The following is a 16,916-nucleotide window of genomic DNA, read 5'->3' as shown; positions in this document are numbered from 1 at the left end:
TGGCCTATGGATCTCAATACACTCATCTCACAATATGGTTATGCCGCGCTGGTGCTCGGCAGTCTGGCTGAGGGTGAAACCGTGACTTTGCTGGGAGGCGTTGCGGCACATCAGGGATTATTAAAATTCCCGCTGGTGGTTCTTTCTGTGGCGCTTGGCGGCATGATTGGCGACCAGGTGCTTTATCTGTGCGGACGGCGGTTTGGCGGCAAGCTGTTGCGTCGTATCTCAAAGCATCAGGATAAAATTGAGCGGGCGCAGAAACTGATCCAGCGCCATCCGTATCTGTTTGTTATTGGCACGCGTTTTATGTATGGCTTTCGGGTCATTGGCCCGACGCTGATTGGTGCCAGCCAGTTGCCGCCGAAAATCTTTCTGCCGCTGAATATTCTCGGCGCATTTGCCTGGGCGTTGATTTTTACCACTATCGGTTACGCCGGTGGTCAGGTGATTGCGCCGTGGTTGCACAGTCTTGATCAGCATCTGAAACACTGGGTCTGGTTGATTCTGGCCGTGGTTCTGGTGGTTGGCGTGCGCTGGTGGCTGAAACGGCGCGGGAAGAAAAAGCCGAATAATCAGGCGTAAAGCAGTTGCCACAGATAAGTCGTTCGCGCCGCATCCGACATCAGGTGCACCATGCCTGATAAGACGCTGGCGCGTCTTATCATGCCTACAACATACCCATTGAAATATCCACATATCCCATTGCGCTACTCCGGTTTAAACTGCGGATTCGCCAGCATAAAACCGCCATCGACAATCAACGACTGCCCGGTGGTGTAATTTGCGCCTTCGGAACATAGCCAGGCCACCAGACTGGCAATCTCATGCGTTGCGCCGAAACGCCGCAGGGGAATTGATGGCTCTGCATCGGGCTTCACGTCGCCGTCATCCATGCCGTTCATCGGCGTGGCGATGGCACCTGGCGCGACCGCATTCACCAGAATCTTATGCCTGACCAGTTCGAGCGCCATCGCTTTGGTTAACCCGCCGAGTGCATGTTTAGCGGCGGTGTAGGCGCTGGCATACGGCAGCGGCGTATGTTCATGTACCGATGTAATGTTGATGATGCGACCACCTTGCCCCTGTTTCACCATCTGGCGGGCGGCAATTTGCGAGCATAAAAAAGCACCATCGACATCAACGGTAAAAATCTTGCGCCACTCATCAAAAGCCATATCAAGAAACGGCGCTTTGGTCATCGCTCCCGCGTTATTCACCAGCACATCAATACGCCCCAGTCGTTGAATGAGTTTCTCCAGCGCCTGCGCACCTTCTGGTAGATTGCCGAGATCCAGTTGCACCATCTCCGCACGGACGCCGTAGCTAACCACTTCACGCGCGGTTTCTTTTGCCCCTTCTTCATCTGAGTGCCAGGTAACGCCTATATCAAAACCCTGTTGCGCCAGTAATAACGCGCATTCTTTGCCGATCCCCGAATCGGAGGCGGTAATTATCGCGACCTGTGCCATCGAGATCTCCACTTAACGCTGAATAAACGTTAAGTATAGAAGGCGCATATCATCAGCGTTTGTAGCCCCCACCCAGCGCGCCGGTGAGTTGAACGGAGGCATCCAGCCACTGCCCCTGCAAGAGCAGACCGTTTGCCCGTTCACGCAGCGCCGGGATTCTGGCTTCGCTGACGCGGGAACCAGCAATGATGCCCGCGTTAAAGCGTGCCTGCGCAAGACCTACCACACGCAGGGCATCGCGCTCAATTTGCGCCTGATGCTGGTTTTTCTCCACCAACGTCTGAACCTGACTGGCTGCCCGCGCCACGTCATTTACCGCTTCAACCACCGCTTTGTTGTAGCTGGCGATAGACAAGTTGCTTTCGGCTTTCGCAATATCGAGATTGGCGTTAAGACGACCGCTATCGAAAATAGGTAGCGTCAAACCTGCCGTAACGCCCATTTGCTGCGCGGAATGACGGAACAGATCGCTTAAGTGCAACGCATCTTGTTGCAGGAAGGCCATCAGGTTTATGTCGGGGTAAAAGGCCGCTTTTGCTGCGTCGATGCTGCTTAAGGATGATTCAACGTACCAGTGCGCCGCCTGCAAATCGGCACGGCGTGCCAGCAAGGAATAACCCAGTTCATCAGGAAGCTGACTTGTCACTTCAGGCAGCACGACCGGATGCAGCTTTAAGGCGCTCGTCTGGCTGTTAGTCAGCGCACTTAACCGCGCCTCAATAATTTTCATTTTTCCCGCCGCATCGTTGCGCTGCTGCCGGGTTTTACTGGCATTAATATCGGTTTCCACACCTTCAACCGAAGAGGTAATTCCGTTTTGATACAACTGGCGATCGGTCGCGATAATGGTGTTCTGCTCTTTTTCGATTTGCTGCAAGACAGTATTTAACGCCGTCTGGGTTTGCCACTCCCAGTACAGACGTGCCACGCTGCCAGCCAGCAATTGGCGAGTTTGCTCGCGTTCCGCCACCCGTGCTTTAACCGTACCCAGGCGAGCAGTAACCTCCGCCCGATTCTTTCCCCAGATATCAAGATGCCAGCCCGCCGTTAAGCCAAAAGTACCGTTGGTGTACCACGGACCGGTCGTACCTGCCGCAGGATCGTTCAGAGCAAACGGCCCCATTAACCCTTCTGCCGACATTTTTTGCCGCTCCATATCCGCAGAAAAGTCGATCTGCGGACCATCCTGAGTGGCTACAGCTTTCGCCTGAGCTTCAGCCAGTTGAATGCGCTGTTCAGCCACCTGCATATCCGGTGCGTTCTGTAGTGCATTGTTAATTAATGAAGTGAGTTGATTATCGTGATATTCCAGCCACCACTGACTGTCTGGCCAACCATTCTTCAGCGCCATGGGTAATGCGGTGTCAACTTGTGCAGCGGGCGTTTGCTGGCTTAACGCCTGGCGGGTTTCGTGCACAGGCGCACATCCGGCCAGCATAAGCAACAGCGAAAAACAGGCGATAGCTGGATAAAAGGGATCACGATTCATGGGGAATAATCAGGTAAGAAATGGTGCGCGGAGATTACCGTGTGTTGCGATATATTTTTTAGTTTCGCGTGGCAATACATCACTGGCAATAAAACGACATATCCAGAAAAACATACAGTAAGTAAATGATATTCTCCGATTTATCTTAATCGGTTATGAATAACGGCAAAGGGTTTTATTTTTTCCTATACTTACTCAGCACTCACAAATAAAGGAACGCCAATGAAAATTATACTCTGGGCTGTATTGATTATTTTCCTGATTGGGCTACTGGTGGTGACTGGCGTATTTAAGATGATATTTTAAAATTAATTAATGTCATCAGATCCGAAAATAACAAGAATATTTCAGTCTCTCATCCTGTTGCGCTCCTGTCATGTGCATTGCTTCATATAATCACTGGCGCAAGGAGCGCGCAGGGGGCGGCCAATCGCCGCCGCCCCCTGCACCCCCGGGCTCTGGCGAACAAAATCGCCGCTGCGCGGTACCCTCGGCTTATCCCTTGCGGCTACCGGGTCGGGCGCGAGGTAACATCCCTGTAAAACGCGCCCTCAGCCCACATCCATGTGGGCTGCCCCGGCCTCCAGGGAACGCCTCGGCGATTTTGTCGCCACCAAACAACCGTGCGGCCTATTGATAAAGAGCTAACACATTGTCAAAAAACATCACTATGGTTTTTAGAGTTTCTCGATATCAATTGCCTGAATAGCCCTTGCAATATCAGGGGGATTATTCAACACCCGAACATGCTGAAATAATTCCGTTGCTTCATCGTATTCTTTACGCAAATAACTCAACCACTGTTTAATTCGCGCGACGTGATATAGCCCGGTATCGCCCTGCTTTTCCAGACGGGTATATTTTTGCAGCAAAGCAACCACCTCCGGCCACGGCATTCGCGGTTCGTTATATTTTACCACCCGGCTCAGGTTGGGAATATTCAGCGCCCCGCGACCAATCATTACCGCGTCGCAGCCGCTCATCGCCATACATTGTTGCGCACTCTGCCAGTCCCAGATTTCACCGTTGGCAATCACCGGAATATTCAGCCGCTGGCGAATCTCGCCAATCGCCTGCCAGTCAATATGCTCCGCACGGTAGCCCTGCTCTTTTGTCCGCCCATGCACCACCAGTTCCGTGGCGCCAGCCTGTTGAACAGCATCGGCAATTTCAAACTTCTTATCGCCGCTGTCCCAGCCAAGCCGCACTTTCACGCTGACGGGTAAATGCGCCGGCACAGCTTCGCGCATCGCTTTTGCCCCCTGGTAGATGAGCTCGGGATCTTTGAGTAACGTCGCCCCGCCGCCGCTACCGTTAACCGTTTTCGATGGGCAACCGCAATTGAGATCCACGCCCCAGGAGCCTAACTCCACCGCACGAGCGGCATTTTCCGCCAGCCATTGTGGGAACTGCCCCAGCAGTTGTACCCGCACCAGCGTACCGGATGGCGTTCGACTGGCATTTTGTAGTTCAGGGCAAATGCGATGAAAGACTTTTACCGGCAGCAGTTGATCGACCACGCGGACAAATTCGGTGATGCACAGATCGTAGTCGTTAACTTCGGTCAGCAATTCACGCACCAGAGAGTCAAGCACACCCTCCATCGGCGCCAGTAGTACACGCATATCATCACCCGCAAAAAAATGAGGCGCTATGGTAGCGCCTCCGGTCAGCGGATTAAAGTGCTCAGCGTGGTTGCAGACAGTTATCTTCTTTCCAGCCGTACAGCCACTCCATACCACGATAAAACTCTGCCTGCGATTTCCCTTTCCACAGCAGGTTACGTACCTGGCGTTCTACCCCCGCAGCGTGGTATACCCGCCCCATTTCACGGGTTGACCAGACGATGCGCGCGGTGCGTGGAATACGTACCGACTCATACAGCGCAAAGGCTTGTGCCGCATCGCCGTCACATTCTGCAAGCGCCTTACCGAGCGTCACCGCGTCTTCCAGTGCCATACAGGCACCCTGCGCCATATATTGCGCCACCGGATGCGCCGCATCGCCCACCAGCGTTATGCGCTTCGTTCCCCACTTCGCCACCGGTTCGCGGTCGGCAGTTGACCAGCGTCGCCATGACGTCGGTTTATCCAGCATCTGGCGCGGGCGTGGATGAATGCCTTCAAAATAGGAGAGCACTTCCTCTTTGCTGCCATCCTTCACGCCCCACTCTTCCTGCTGGCGACTGTGGAATGTCACCACCAGGTTATACTGCTTGCCGCCGCGCAAAGGGTAATGCACCAGGTGACAGTGCGGCCCCGCCCACAGTACCGGCGCGTTGATACGCAAATCTTCCGGCATATCGGCACAATCGATAACCGCACGGTAGACCACATGCCCGGTAACGCGCGGCACATCGCCTAATAAGCTCTGACGCACCACTGACTTCACGCCATCACAACCAATCAGAATATCGCCGCTCCAGCTATTGCCGCGATCGTCAAAAACGGTGACATCGTCTTCCGTCTCACGAATATCCACCACCTGTGTGGAGGTGTGATATTCGACGTCCGGATGCGTCAGTACCGCTTCCCACACCGAGGCATGGATATCAACGCGATGGATCACCGCGTAAGGGCCGCCAAAATGGTCACGAAAGGCCTGCCCGGTTTCAATGCGCACCACCTCTTCGGCGTTTACTGCGTCCATCATGGTGATGTGATCGGTAAACACCGCGCGCTGACGGGCAATTTCCCCGACGCCAAGACTGTCCAGCGCCGAAAACGCGTTTGGCCCCAACTGGATGCCTGCGCCAATCTCACCGATTTCATGTGCCTTTTCCAGCAGCACGACTTTGATCCCCAGGCGGGCCAGTGACAGCGCAGTTGCCGCACCGCCGATCCCGCCTCCCACAATTACTGCGCGTGTCACTTTCGTCATTATGCTTCTCCTGGTCAGGCTGAAATTTTATCTTGTTGATTTTCTGGCGCGGCAGCTATAAATGCTGGCAGCTGCGTGCAGACGTCGTACACCGCTTTACAGCGCGGATATGCACTCAGGTCGCAGTTCATGCGTAACGCATTTGCCCACTGTGGGACAAGGCAGCAGTCTGCCAGCGTCGGCGTCTCGCCCACACAAAATTGCCCCGACTGGCTCTGGCGCAGCAGTTGTTCCACCGCGCTTAACCCTTGCTGGATCCAGTGCGCATACCAGCGTTTTTTCTCTTCTTCACTGACGTTCAGTTCTTCGGTCAGGTAGCGCAGCACACGCAAATTATTCAGAGGATGAATGTCGCAAGCGATGGCATAAACAATTTCCAGGACTTTATTGCGAGCCGGTTCTTCCTGCGGCAACAGCGGAACTTGTGGATAATGACGATCCAGCCAGTCAATTATCGCCAGCGATTGACCGAGTGACTCGCCATCATCGGTCAGCAGCGTCGGCACCAGCCCGACCGGATTCATCCGCCGGTAGGCCAGTTCGTTTTGCTGACCAATGCGGATATTCACCCCTTCGGTCTGGTAATCGATACCCTTTAGCGCCAGCGCGATACGCACCCGGTACGACGCTGAACTATTAAAAAAACTGTACAGCTTCATCTTGCACCTCAGACAATCTTCACCGCGATAGGGGTTAAACCCTCGACGTTGCCCGTGATCACATCGCCTTTCACCACCGGGCCAACACCTTCCGGCGTGCCGGTGAAGATCAGATCGCCCGGTTGCAGTTCAAAGAAGCCGGACAGGTAGCTGATGGTTTCATTCACTGACCAGATGAGATGACGAATATCGCTGCGCTGATGATCTTCGCCGTTAACCTGTAACCAGATTGGCGCGTTCTCAATACCGCCGGTTTCGCTGGCTTTGTGCAGCGGCGCGATCGGCGCAGAGAGATCAAACGCTTTGCCGATTTCCCACGGGCGTCCCATCTGGCGCATTTCCATTTGACGATCGCGACGGGTCATATCAAGCCCCGTGGCATAACCCCAGACATATTCGTGGGCGTTTTCCAGCGGGATATCGCTGCCCTTTTTACCAATTGCCACTACCAGCTCAATTTCATAATGGTAGTTATCAGTCTGTGCCGGATACGGCAGCGCCAGCGTTTCGCCTGCGGCAACCGGAACAACGGCATCCGCTGGTTTGCAGAAGAAGAATGGCGGTTCACGATCCGGATCGAAGCCCATTTCGCGGGCGTGGGCAGCATAGTTACGTCCGACACAGTAAACGCGACGCACGGGGAATTGTTCATCACTGCCAACAACCGGTACGGTAACGGGCGCTTGCGGTTCGAATACATATTGAGTCATTTTTTCTCTCCCAAATTAATAACGCGCTTCGCGGAACAGCCCCAGGGCTTCTTGTACCGGTCTGTCCGAAAAACTAAATAAAACGGTATCTTGCGTGGTCTGGAATGACACGCCGTGCCAGGTCGGCACCACGAAGATATCTTTTGCACTAAAGGTGAAGGTTTCATTGCCGATAGTGACCAGCCCGCCGCCTTCCACCACGTGGTAGATGGTGCTGTCAGTTGTGCGCGCCACGCGGGAGGCGAACCCTTTCGGCAACAGTTGCAGGAAAGCGCCCATCGACGGCATCGGATACCCGCCGGTGACCGGATTTACGTAGCGCATTTTGTAGCCATCCCACTCATCGGCATCGCCCAGGCGGGTTAAATCGTGCAGCACTTCGCGGCTGCGATCATAACGGTAGTTAAAGATCGGCGAAGAGTTCCCCGTCTGATGGCGCAGCGGCAACATATTGGCGGCATAACGCGGCAGATAATCCCCCTCTTTGCGCGTTACCGGTTGTTGCTCTTCCGGATAATCTTCGGCAAAACCGCAGCCCAGAGTGTTCACTAATGGCAGATCCAGTCCATCCAGCCAGATAACCGGTTCGTCGCCAGGATTACCGTGATCGTGCCAGCGCCACTGCGGGGTCAGGATAAAATCGCCCTCATTCATTGGCGTGCGTTCGCCATCAACGGCGGTAAATGCGCCTTTACCTTCAACAATAAAACGCAGCGCCGACTGGTTATGACGATGGCTTGGTGCCACTTCGCCTGGCATGATCAGTTGCAAACCGGCATACAAGGTGGCGGTAATAGAGGACTGACCGCGCAGCGCCGGGTTTTCCAGCACCAGTACGCGACGCACCGCCTCTTTCGCGCCAATCAGGCTGCCACTTTCCAGCAACAACGGGCGGATCTCCTGATAATTCCAGTACGCTGGCGCGCAATTAGCGTTGGGCGTTTTCGGCACCAGATGGTGCAACGACTCCCACAGCGGGGTCAGGTTTTGCCCGGAAATGTGCTGATAAAATTGCTCGCGGCTATTTTGATTGTTATCAGTCATTGAGATGCTCCTTATTCGTTCACAACGCCTGCGCGAGGCAGTGAGTCAGGGACAGAGGTCGACTGGCGAACGACGGTAATCAGCAGCGTTAACATCACCGCACTGATCGCCGCAGGCACAGCGATAATGAAAAACAGAGTGTCGAAAGAGAAATTCATCGCCATCATCACGCCGCCAGAAAGCGAACCGACAATCGCGCCGCAGCGGCCGACGGCGTTTGACCAGCTCACGCCCGTGGCGCGACTTTGCGTTGGGTAGAGCGTGGCGGTCAGCGCGTTCAGCCCCACTTGCGATCCGCTGATACCAATGCCAGTGCCAAAGACAGCCAGTGCCATCAGCCATAATCCGTCCTGACTTAAGCCAATCATCACGATGCATACAACGCCTATGGCATAGCTCAGCGCCAACACGCGGAAAGGATTGAATTTATCCATCAGTACGCCCAGCGCCAGCGCGCCCAACGTGCCGCCAATCTGGAATGCGGCGGTAACCCAGGACGCATGTTGCAGGTCGATACCACGATGGTTAAGTAACGTCGGCATCCAGCTTGAGAGCAGGTAAATGATCAGCAGGCTCATGAAGAAAACGACCCACAGCATCAACGTGATGGTTAACTGACGCCCGGCAAACAACTGGCGAATGCTGCCTTTGGCAATAGCGGCTGGTTCATTGAGATAAAAGTGGGTATCGACATAACGCTCGCGAGTCATGGCACTCACGGTTTTTGCAATTACCGCCTGCGGTAACTGGCGACGCACCTGCCAGCGTGGCGATTCCGGCAAAACCACCACCAGCGCGACAAATAAAATCAGCGGTAATACGCCTCCCAGCACCAGAATGCCGTGCCAGCCAATCACCGGCACCAGTTGCGCGCTGACAATCCCGCCAAAGGCTGACCCCAGCGTGAAACCGCAAAACATCAGCGTTACCAGCGCGCCTCGACGACGAGCTGGCAGATATTCCGACGTCATGGTGATGGTATTCGGCATTGCGCCGCCAAGCCCTAACCCGGTGAGAAAGCGCAGGATTACCAGTGTTTGCAGATCTGGTGAAAAAGCAGAGGCAAGACTTAACGCACCAAATAAAAAGACGCACAACTCAATGACCCGTTTACGACCAAAGCGATCGGACAACGGGCCGCAAAGCAGCGCGCCTGCGGTTAATCCCAACAGACCCGCGCCAAACAGCGGCGCGAGATCGCCTGCGGAGAGTTGCCAGTGAGTACGAATATCGGGAGCGATAAAGCCGATAGCCGCCGTGTCAAAACCATCGAGCATTACCACCAGAAAACAGCAGATGATAACGCGCCACTGCATCTTGCCGACCGGAGCGGCATCGATCAGTGCTTGTAAATCACGTCGTTGAGTCATAGTGAATGCCTCAGTGCAGGTAAGGTAGATGTTTCTATTGTTTTGTATATGTTGCGATATTGTGATTAAAGAGATGAAATGTACAATGGCATTTTCGGCAGAGAGATAACCTGGAGGTTATGGCAAATGGCAAACTGGGCGCAGAAATTAAAACTTCATCACCTGCAAATGCTGGTGGCGCTGGGCGAACAGGGTAATCTGACCCATGTGGCGCGGATGATGAATATCACTCAGCCTGCGCTGTCGAAATGGCTGTCACAACTCGAAGATGAGATCGGCCTCACACTCTTTGAGCGGCACAGCAAAGGGCTACGTCCGACCGAAGGTGGCAAATTGTTATTGCAACATGCCCAACGATTAATCAATGACATGGAGCGATCGCAACATGAACTGGCGCGCTTTAAACAAGGCGGGCTGGTCGGCAGTCTGAAAATAGGTTGTTCTCCTGTCGCCACTGACTGCGTATCCCAGGCAATTTTGCATTTGCTAAAAGAGATGCCGACGCTGCACCTGAATATCGAAGAGAAGGTGATGACGCCATTACTGCAAGACCTGCTGGCAGGTTCTGTGGATGTAGTGGTTGGTCGTATTGGTGGTCGTGCACTGCAACTGCCGCTAAATTATCAGGTGCTCTACACCGAGCCAGTGTGCTTTGTCGCTCGCCCAAACCATCCACTGGCGAAATATGCCGCTCTTGGCTGGGATGATCTGGCTAACTGGCGCTGGATAGTCTGGCCAACCGGGACACCTATTCGTCTCAGTATTGATAATGCGCTGGTAGAACATGGCGTGATGCTGCCAGAAAACACCATTGAATCGGCGTCAATGAACGTCAGCACCAATCTGCTCCAAAGCAGCGACATGATTTCTATACTCTCTTTACGTCTGGCGCAACGCTATGCCAGTCAGGGGCAACTGGTGATCCTGAACCTGCCGAAGATAGAACAGAAAGGCAGCGTCGGCGTGTTCTGGCGTAATAACGAAACGCCCTCCCGTGCGCTAAGTCGGTTCCTGCACTTTTTGAACCAGAATTAGACCACTGAATTGGGCGCTTGCCCGATATTCGTCTCCTGTAATTCAACTATGCTCAGATTTCATGATGTGATCGGTAGCACGTTTTACAGATTAATTGTATGATGAATCCATCTCATCTGGGGTGTTGATCATGAGTAAGACACTGAACATTATCTGGCAATATTTACGCGCTTTTGTCCTGATTTATGCCTGCCTGTATGCAGGTATTTTCATTGCTTCCCTGCTACCGGTAACCATTCCGGGCAGCATCATCGGGATGCTGATCCTGTTTGTCCTGCTGGCCTTGCAAATTCTTCCGGCGAAGTGGGTCAATCCGGGGTGCTACGTACTGATTCGCTATATGGCGCTATTGTTTGTGCCGATTGGCGTAGGCGTCATGCAATATTTTGATTTGCTGCGCGCACAGTTTGGCCCGGTAGTGGTTTCCTGTGCCATTAGTACGCTGGTGGTTTTTCTGGTGGTGAGCTGGAGTTCGCACCTGGTACACGGTGAACGTAAAGTCATAGGTCAGAAAGGATCAGAGAAATGATGGCGAATATCTGGTGGTCATTACCGCTGACATTGATTGTCTTTTTTGCCGCCCGCAAACTGGCAGCGCGGTATAAATTTCCATTGCTCAATCCGTTGCTGGTGGCAATGGTGGTGATCATTCCTTTTTTAATGCTGACCGGCATCTCTTACGACAACTATTTTAAAGGTAGTGAGGTTTTAAACGATCTGCTGCAACCGGCGGTGGTGGCGCTGGCCTATCCTTTATATGAACAGCTGCATCAGATCCGCGCGCGCTGGAAATCGATCATCACCATTTGTTTTATCGGTAGCGTGGTCGCGATGGTGACAGGGACTTCCGTGGCATTGTTGATGGGTGCTTCACCAGAAATCGCCGCGTCAATCTTGCCGAAGTCGGTGACTACGCCAATTGCGATGGCGGTTGGCGGCAGTATTGGCGGTATCCCTGCAATTAGCGCAGTTTGCGTCATTTTCGTCGGTATTCTGGGCGCGGTGTTTGGTCATACGTTGCTTAATGCGATGCGTATTCGCACCAAAGCGGCGCGCGGTCTGGCGATGGGAACGGCCTCTCACGCCCTCGGTACGGCGCGCTGTGCCGAACTGGATTATCAGGAAGGCGCATTTAGTTCGCTGGCACTGGTGCTGTGCGGGATTATTACCTCGCTGATCGCACCGTTCCTTTTCCCGATTATTCTGGCTGTAATGGGCTAAAATTTTGCGATGCGTCGCGCATTTTTGATGTAAGTTTCACGTGTTGCATAATTAATGAGATTCAGATCACATATAAAGCCATAGCGGGTTCGTAAACTGTTACCCCATTACATGATTATGAGGCAACGCCATGCATCCACGTTTTCAAACTGCTTTTGCCCAACTTGCGGATAACTTGCAATCTGCACTGGAACCCATTCTGGCAGACAAGTATTTTCCTGCGTTGTTGACCAAAGAGCAGGTCTCTTCGCTGAAGAGCGCAACGGGGCTGGACGAAGACGCGCTGGCTTTCGCACTGCTGCCGCTGGCGGCGGCCTGTGCCCGCACGCCATTGTCGAATTTTAATGTTGGCGCTATTGCGCGCGGCGTGAGTGGAACCTGGTATTTTGGTGCCAATATGGAATTTATTGGCGCGACAATGCAGCAAACCGTTCATGCCGAACAAAGTGCTATCAGCCACGCCTGGTTAAGCGGTGAGAAAGCACTCGCCGCTATCACCGTTAACTACACGCCTTGCGGTCACTGCCGTCAGTTTATGAATGAACTGAATAGCGGTCTGGATCTGCGTATTCATCTACCGGGTCGTGAAGCGCACGCGCTGCGTGACTATCTGCCGGATGCTTTTGGGCCGAAAGATCTGGAGATTAAAACGCTGCTGATGGACGAGCAGGATCACGGTTTTGCACTGACCGGCGATGCGCTTTCTCAGGCGGCGATCGCAGCGGCAAACCGTTCACACATGCCTTACAGCAACTCCCCAAGCGGCGTGGCGCTGGAATGTAAAGACGGTCGTATTTTCAGCGGTAGCTACGCTGAAAACGCGGCGTTTAACCCGACTCTGCCGCCATTGCAAGGAGCGTTAATTCTGTTGAATCTCAAGGGGTATGATTACCCGGATATTCAGCGCGCGATTCTGGCAGAAAAAGCCGATGCGCCGCTGATTCAGTGGGATGCAACCTCCGCAACGCTTAAAGCTCTCGGCTGCAACAATATCGACCGCGTTCTTCTCGCTTAAGCCTGGTGCCGGATGCGGCGTGAACGCCTTGTCCGGCCTACAGCCCTGGCACACTGATAAGCGTCGCATCAGGCTTGCCAACTTATCCTGGTGTCGAAAATCCCGGCAAACAGTTTGCCGTTTCTTGCGCAAAGCCCGCAGGTAAAGTAGCCTGATTGAAATTCCCCAAGATCGAGTTTTCTGCATGTTAAAGCGCGTGTTTTACAGCCTGTTAGTCCTGATCGGCTTGCTGCTGTTGACTGTGCTCGGCCTCGATCGCTGGATGAGCTGGAAAACTGCGCCTTATATCTACGACGAGTTACAGGATCTCCCCTACCGCCAGGTCGGCGTGGTACTTGGCACCGCGAAGTATTATCGCACCGGGGTGATTAATCAGTATTACCGCTACCGTATTCAGGGGGCAATAAATGCCTATAACAGCGGTAAGGTGAATTATCTATTACTTAGCGGCGATAACGCGTTGCAGAGTTATAACGAACCGATGACCATGCGCAAAGATTTAATTGCCGCTGGTGTCGATCCAGCTGATATTGTTCTCGACTACGCAGGTTTTCGAACTCTCGACTCTATCGTACGCACGCGCAAAGTCTTCGATACTAACGACTTCATTATTATCACTCAGCGTTTCCACTGTGAACGGGCATTATTTATCGCTCTGCACATGGGTATTCAGGCGCAGTGTTATGCCGTACCATCACCCAAAGATATGTGGTCGGTACGTATTCGTGAATTTGCCGCTCGTTTCGGCGCTCTGGCTGATCTTTATATCTTTAAACGTGAGCCACGCTTTTTAGGTCCTCTGGTTCCTATTCCGGCAATGCACCAGGTGCCGGAAGATGCGCAGGGGTATCCGGCCGTTACCCCCGAACAATTACTTGAATTAGAAAAGAAACAAGGAAAGTAGTTATGGATGTTCAGCAGTTTTTTGTCATTGCCGTTTTTTTCCTGATCCCTGTATTTTGTTTTCGCGAAGCCTGGAAAGGCTGGCGTGCTGGCGCAATTGATAAACGGGTTAAAAATTCCCTGGAACCAGTGTATGTCTGGCGTGATAAAAATCCCGGACTCTTCTTCGCTTATATAGTGGCATATAGCGGCTTCGGACTTTTATCCATCGGCATGATTATTTATCTTATTTTTTACCGATAATATTATTTCTTCCTCTTGCTAATTATTGAGAATAATTATTAGTTCACCCACCAGGCTGCGGATATAACATTCTGAACCGCAGCTATTTGTGAATCTTTTCACAGTTTAAATTCCCCCGCACGCTTAGCCTTAATATTAGTACGTTATATTTACCCAAAATAATTTGAGTTGCAGAAAGGTGCGATGTCGCAGCACATGCCACTTGAAGTATTGCGAGTAAAACAGGCGTTCGCCTTAATTACCCATAGCATTAAGGAAGATCACATGCCGCAACAAAATTATCTGGATGAACTCACTCCGGCTTTTACGCCTTTACTGGCGATTAAAGAAGCCTCCCGCTGTTTATTATGTCACGACGCGCCCTGCAGTCAGGCTTGCCCGGCGCAAACCGATCCGGGGAAATTTATTCGCTCAATCTATTTTCGTAATTTTAAAGGCGCTGCCGAGACAATTCGCGAAAATAATGCCCTTGGTGCCGTTTGCGCCAGAGTGTGCCCTACGGAAAAATTATGCCAGAGCGGTTGTACCCGTGCGGGTGTCGATGACCCCATTGATATTGGTCGCTTACAACGTTTCGTTACTGATTTTGAACAACAAACCGGAATGGAGATTTATCAACCGGGCAGCAAGACGCGCGGTAAAGTCGCGATTATTGGCGCAGGCCCAGCCGGATTACAAGCCAGCGTGACGCTGACCAATCTGGGTTACGACGTCACAATTTATGAAAAAGGAGCACAACCCGGTGGCTGGTTGTGTAACGGTATTCCGCAATTTCGTTTGCCGCAGTCGGTGCTGGATGCGGAAATCGCTCGCATCGAAAAAATGGGTGTAGCCATTAAGTGCAACTGTGAAATTGGCAAAACGCTTTCGCTGGAACAACTGAAAGCAGAAAACCGCGCAGTGCTGGTCACCGTGGGGTTATCGAGCGGTTCTCGGCTGCCGCTGTTTGAGCATAGCGACGTTGAGATCGCCGTCGATTTCCTGCAACGCGCGCGTCAGGCACAAGGCGATATCCGCATCCCGCAAAGCGCATTAATTATTGGCGGCGGCGATGTCGCGATGGACGTTGCCAGCACGCTGAAAGTTCTCGGCTGCCAGGCGGTGACCTGTGTGGCGCGCGAAGAGTTAGATGAATTTCCGGCAAGCAAGAAAGAGTTCACCAGCACCCAGAAATTGGGGGTATCGATTATTGATGGCTTTACGCCAGTGGCGGTAGAGGGCAATAAAGTTACCTTTAAACATGTTCGTTTGCCGGGCGAACTGACAATGGCAGCGGACAAAATTATTCTCGCCGTCGGTCAACATGCCGAACTTACCGCTTTTGCGGCGCTGGAGCCGAAGCGCAACATCATCGAAACGAAAAATTACCAGACTCGCGACCCACAACTGTTTGCCGCTGGCGATATTGTTGAGGGCGACAAAACCGTGGTTTATGCCGTGAAGACCGGGAAAGAAGCCGCCGAGGCGATTCATCACTATTTAGAGGGAGCTTGCTCATGTTAACGAAAGATCTTTCTATTACCTTTTGCGGCGTGAAGTTTCCCAACCCGTTCTGCCTCTCTTCTTCGCCGGTCGGCAACTGCTATGAGATGTGCGCCAAAGCCTACGACACAGGCTGGGGCGGCGTGGTGTTTAAAACGATCGGTTTTTTTATCGCCAACGAAGTTTCACCACGTTTTGATCATCTGGTGAAAGAAGATACCGGTTTTATTGGCTTCAAAAATATGGAGCAGATTGCCGAACATCCCCTGGAGGAGAATCTGGCCGCTTTGCGTCGGTTGAAAGAAGATTACCCTGACAAGGTGCTGATCGCCTCGATCATGGGGGAAAATGAGCAACAATGGGAGGATCTGGCGCGTCTGGTGCAAAAAGCAGGCGCCGATATGATCGAATGTAATTTCTCCTGCCCGCAGATGACCTCTCATGCGATGGGGAGCGATGTCGGGCAAAGTCCGGAACTGGTAGAAAAATATTGTCGTGCGGTGAAACGCGGTTCCACTTTGCCGATGCTGGCGAAGATGACGCCGAATATCGGTGATATGTGCGAAGTGGCGCTGGCGGCGAAGCGTGGTGGCGCAGATGGCATTGCGGCGATTAACACCGTCAAATCCATCACCAATATCGATCTTAATCAGAAAATTGGTATGCCGATCGTTAACGGTAAATCGAGTATTTCAGGTTATTCCGGTAAAGCGGTGAAACCGATCGCCCTGCGCTTTATTCAGCAAATGCGCACCCATCCGGAACTGCGTGATTTCCCGATTAGCGGTATCGGTGGTATTGAGACCTGGGAAGACGCAGCGGAATTTTTATTACTCGGTGCGGCAACGTTACAGGTGACTACTGGCATCATGCAGTACGGTTATCGCATTGTGGAAGATATGGCGAGCGGGTTGTCACATTATCTTGCCGATCAGGGATTTGATTCATTGCAGGAGATAGTTGGCCTGGCGAATCATAATATTGTCCCGGCGGAAGATTTAGACCGCAGTTATATCGTCTATCCCCATATTAATCTTGATAAATGTGTCGGCTGTGGGCGCTGTTATATTTCCTGCTACGACGGTGGGCATCAGGCGATGGAATGGGATGAGAAATCGCGCACGCCGCACTGCAATACCGAAAAATGCGTCGGTTGTTTGCTTTGCGGTCACGTCTGTCCGGTGGGATGCATTGATCTCGGGGAAGTGAAGTTTAAAAAAGGAGAGAAAGAACATCCGGTAACGTTGTAGAACCAGCATCGCATCCGGCATTTGGCTCCTGTCGCCGGATGCGGCGTAAACGCCTTATCCGGCCTACAAAAACCATACAAATCAGTATATTGAGACCATTGTAGGCCGGATAAAACGCGCCAACGTCTTATCCGGCAATCCCT

General features: G+C 52.6%; 18 protein-coding genes. 10 read left to right on the top strand and 8 right to left on the bottom strand.

All coding sequences use genetic code 11. From position 1 onward, the window contains the following. Positions 1-6: 6 nt before the first annotated feature. Positions 7-585 (top strand): DedA family protein, encoded by a 579-nt coding sequence (locus A7098_RS00395; protein WP_085460935.1) that lies wholly within the window; start codon positions 7-9, stop codon positions 583-585. A 125-nt stretch (positions 586-710) separates the two neighbouring features. On the opposite strand, the gene A7098_RS00390 is transcribed toward A7098_RS00395, so the two are convergent. Together A7098_RS00390 and mdtQ are read right to left on the bottom strand one after the other, a co-directional pair. Further along, on the bottom strand, positions 711-1,472 hold the full coding sequence (locus tag A7098_RS00390; RefSeq protein WP_105280144.1) for an SDR family oxidoreductase: 762 nt from the start codon (positions 1,470-1,472) through the stop codon (positions 711-713). 52 nt (positions 1,473-1,524) lie between these two features. Next, positions 1,525-2,961, bottom strand: coding sequence for a multidrug resistance outer membrane protein MdtQ (mdtQ, locus tag A7098_RS00385; protein ID WP_105280143.1), 1,437 nt, complete (start codon positions 2,959-2,961; stop codon positions 1,525-1,527). Between the two features lie 222 nt (positions 2,962-3,183). On the opposite strand from mdtQ, the gene yohP reads away from it, so the two are divergent. Next, positions 3,184-3,267: a small membrane protein YohP gene (gene yohP / locus A7098_RS24060; protein WP_000691708.1), complete on the top strand. Its 84-nt coding sequence runs from the start codon at positions 3,184-3,186 to the stop codon at positions 3,265-3,267. A 371-nt stretch (positions 3,268-3,638) separates the two neighbouring features. On the opposite strand, the gene dusC is transcribed toward yohP, so the two are convergent. The 6 genes from dusC to A7098_RS00340 all read right to left on the bottom strand — a co-directional run bounded on the left by dusC (position 3,639) and on the right by A7098_RS00340 (position 9,624). Further along, positions 3,639-4,586 (bottom strand): tRNA dihydrouridine(16) synthase DusC, encoded by a 948-nt coding sequence (gene dusC, locus A7098_RS00365; RefSeq protein ID WP_105280142.1) that lies wholly within the window; start codon positions 4,584-4,586, stop codon positions 3,639-3,641. Positions 4,587-4,647: 61 nt separating this feature from the next. Further along, positions 4,648-5,841, bottom strand: a complete 1,194-nt coding sequence (locus tag A7098_RS00360; RefSeq protein WP_000170146.1) for a 3-hydroxybenzoate 6-monooxygenase — start codon at positions 5,839-5,841, stop codon at positions 4,648-4,650. A 14-nt stretch (positions 5,842-5,855) separates the two neighbouring features. Continuing rightward, positions 5,856-6,500 carry a maleylacetoacetate isomerase gene (maiA, locus tag A7098_RS00355; protein ID WP_105280141.1) on the bottom strand — a complete coding sequence of 215 codons (645 nt, stop codon included), beginning with the start codon at positions 6,498-6,500 and terminating at the stop codon, positions 5,856-5,858. 8 nt (positions 6,501-6,508) lie between these two features. Next, positions 6,509-7,210, bottom strand: a complete 702-nt coding sequence (locus A7098_RS00350; RefSeq protein ID WP_000196042.1) for a fumarylacetoacetate hydrolase family protein — start codon at positions 7,208-7,210, stop codon at positions 6,509-6,511. A 15-nt stretch (positions 7,211-7,225) separates the two neighbouring features. Then, positions 7,226-8,254, bottom strand: a complete 1,029-nt coding sequence (gene gtdA, locus A7098_RS00345) for a gentisate 1,2-dioxygenase (RefSeq protein WP_000131690.1) — start codon at positions 8,252-8,254, stop codon at positions 7,226-7,228. Positions 8,255-8,265: 11 nt separating this feature from the next. Then, a complete protein-coding gene (locus A7098_RS00340; RefSeq protein WP_000194207.1) occupies positions 8,266-9,624 on the bottom strand; it encodes an aromatic acid/H+ symport family MFS transporter in 1,359 nt (452 codons plus the stop codon). Positions 9,625-9,750: 126 nt separating this feature from the next. Between A7098_RS00340 and A7098_RS00335 the strand changes: the two genes are divergently transcribed. The 8 genes from A7098_RS00335 (at position 9,751) to preA (ending at position 16,773) form a co-directional block, all read left to right on the top strand. After that, positions 9,751-10,659 (top strand): LysR substrate-binding domain-containing protein, encoded by a 909-nt coding sequence (locus tag A7098_RS00335; protein WP_000024642.1) that lies wholly within the window; start codon positions 9,751-9,753, stop codon positions 10,657-10,659. Between the two features lie 130 nt (positions 10,660-10,789). Continuing rightward, on the top strand, positions 10,790-11,188 hold the full coding sequence (locus tag A7098_RS00330; RefSeq protein ID WP_001516704.1) for a CidA/LrgA family protein: 399 nt from the start codon (positions 10,790-10,792) through the stop codon (positions 11,186-11,188). Next, positions 11,185-11,880, top strand: a complete 696-nt coding sequence (locus tag A7098_RS00325; RefSeq protein WP_000968197.1) for a CidB/LrgB family autolysis modulator — start codon at positions 11,185-11,187, stop codon at positions 11,878-11,880. Before A7098_RS00330 ends, A7098_RS00325 begins: the two co-directional genes overlap by 4 nt. Before the next feature lie 130 nt (positions 11,881-12,010). Beyond that, on the top strand, positions 12,011-12,895 hold the full coding sequence (gene cdd, locus A7098_RS00320; protein WP_000553574.1) for a cytidine deaminase: 885 nt from the start codon (positions 12,011-12,013) through the stop codon (positions 12,893-12,895). A 184-nt stretch (positions 12,896-13,079) separates the two neighbouring features. After that, positions 13,080-13,799 carry an outer membrane permeability protein SanA gene (gene sanA / locus A7098_RS00315; RefSeq protein WP_000920075.1) on the top strand — a complete coding sequence of 240 codons (720 nt, stop codon included), beginning with the start codon at positions 13,080-13,082 and terminating at the stop codon, positions 13,797-13,799. Between the two features lie 2 nt (positions 13,800-13,801). After that, positions 13,802-14,041 (top strand): DUF2542 family protein, encoded by a 240-nt coding sequence (locus A7098_RS00310; RefSeq protein ID WP_000383083.1) that lies wholly within the window; start codon positions 13,802-13,804, stop codon positions 14,039-14,041. Positions 14,042-14,305: 264 nt separating this feature from the next. Continuing rightward, the gene (locus A7098_RS00305) at positions 14,306-15,544 is read left to right on the top strand and encodes an NAD(P)-dependent oxidoreductase (RefSeq protein ID WP_032225690.1); all 1,239 of its coding nucleotides are present in this window, start codon (positions 14,306-14,308) and stop codon (positions 15,542-15,544) included. After that, on the top strand, positions 15,538-16,773 hold the full coding sequence (preA, locus tag A7098_RS00300) for an NAD-dependent dihydropyrimidine dehydrogenase subunit PreA (RefSeq protein ID WP_105280140.1): 1,236 nt from the start codon (positions 15,538-15,540) through the stop codon (positions 16,771-16,773). Before A7098_RS00305 ends, preA begins: the two co-directional genes overlap by 7 nt. Positions 16,774-16,916 lie beyond the last annotated feature (143 nt).

Origin of the sequence: Escherichia sp. MOD1-EC7011, assembly GCF_002965005.1 — a bacterium.
Classification (GTDB): Bacteria; Pseudomonadota; Gammaproteobacteria; order Enterobacterales; family Enterobacteriaceae; genus Escherichia; species Escherichia ruysiae.
Note: the sequence above shows the minus strand (reverse complement) of the source record. Positions and strands in the feature narration are given on the sequence as shown.

Coding starts and splice junctions, on each gene's coding strand:
- A7098_RS00305 (WP_032225690.1), top strand. CDS start 14,306: ATGCCGCAACAAAATTATCTGGATGAACTCACTCCGGCTTTTACGCCT.
- cdd (WP_000553574.1), top strand. CDS start 12,011: ATGCATCCACGTTTTCAAACTGCTTTTGCCCAACTTGCGGATAACTTG.
- maiA (WP_105280141.1), bottom strand. CDS start 6,500: ATGAAGCTGTACAGTTTTTTTAATAGTTCAGCGTCGTACCGGGTGCGT.
- A7098_RS00390 (WP_105280144.1), bottom strand. CDS start 1,472: ATGGCACAGGTCGCGATAATTACCGCCTCCGATTCGGGGATCGGCAAA.
- yohP (WP_000691708.1), top strand. CDS start 3,184: ATGAAAATTATACTCTGGGCTGTATTGATTATTTTCCTGATTGGGCTA.
- A7098_RS00360 (WP_000170146.1), bottom strand. CDS start 5,841: ATGACGAAAGTGACACGCGCAGTAATTGTGGGAGGCGGGATCGGCGGT.
- A7098_RS00395 (WP_085460935.1), top strand. CDS start 7: ATGGATCTCAATACACTCATCTCACAATATGGTTATGCCGCGCTGGTG.
- gtdA (WP_000131690.1), bottom strand. CDS start 8,254: ATGACTGATAACAATCAAAATAGCCGCGAGCAATTTTATCAGCACATT.
- A7098_RS00330 (WP_001516704.1), top strand. CDS start 10,790: ATGAGTAAGACACTGAACATTATCTGGCAATATTTACGCGCTTTTGTC.
- mdtQ (WP_105280143.1), bottom strand. CDS start 2,961: ATGAATCGTGATCCCTTTTATCCAGCTATCGCCTGTTTTTCGCTGTTG.
- A7098_RS00325 (WP_000968197.1), top strand. CDS start 11,185: ATGATGGCGAATATCTGGTGGTCATTACCGCTGACATTGATTGTCTTT.
- A7098_RS00310 (WP_000383083.1), top strand. CDS start 13,802: ATGGATGTTCAGCAGTTTTTTGTCATTGCCGTTTTTTTCCTGATCCCT.
- preA (WP_105280140.1), top strand. CDS start 15,538: ATGTTAACGAAAGATCTTTCTATTACCTTTTGCGGCGTGAAGTTTCCC.
- A7098_RS00340 (WP_000194207.1), bottom strand. CDS start 9,624: ATGACTCAACGACGTGATTTACAAGCACTGATCGATGCCGCTCCGGTC.
- sanA (WP_000920075.1), top strand. CDS start 13,080: ATGTTAAAGCGCGTGTTTTACAGCCTGTTAGTCCTGATCGGCTTGCTG.
- A7098_RS00335 (WP_000024642.1), top strand. CDS start 9,751: ATGGCAAACTGGGCGCAGAAATTAAAACTTCATCACCTGCAAATGCTG.
- dusC (WP_105280142.1), bottom strand. CDS start 4,586: ATGCGTGTACTACTGGCGCCGATGGAGGGTGTGCTTGACTCTCTGGTG.
- A7098_RS00350 (WP_000196042.1), bottom strand. CDS start 7,210: ATGACTCAATATGTATTCGAACCGCAAGCGCCCGTTACCGTACCGGTT.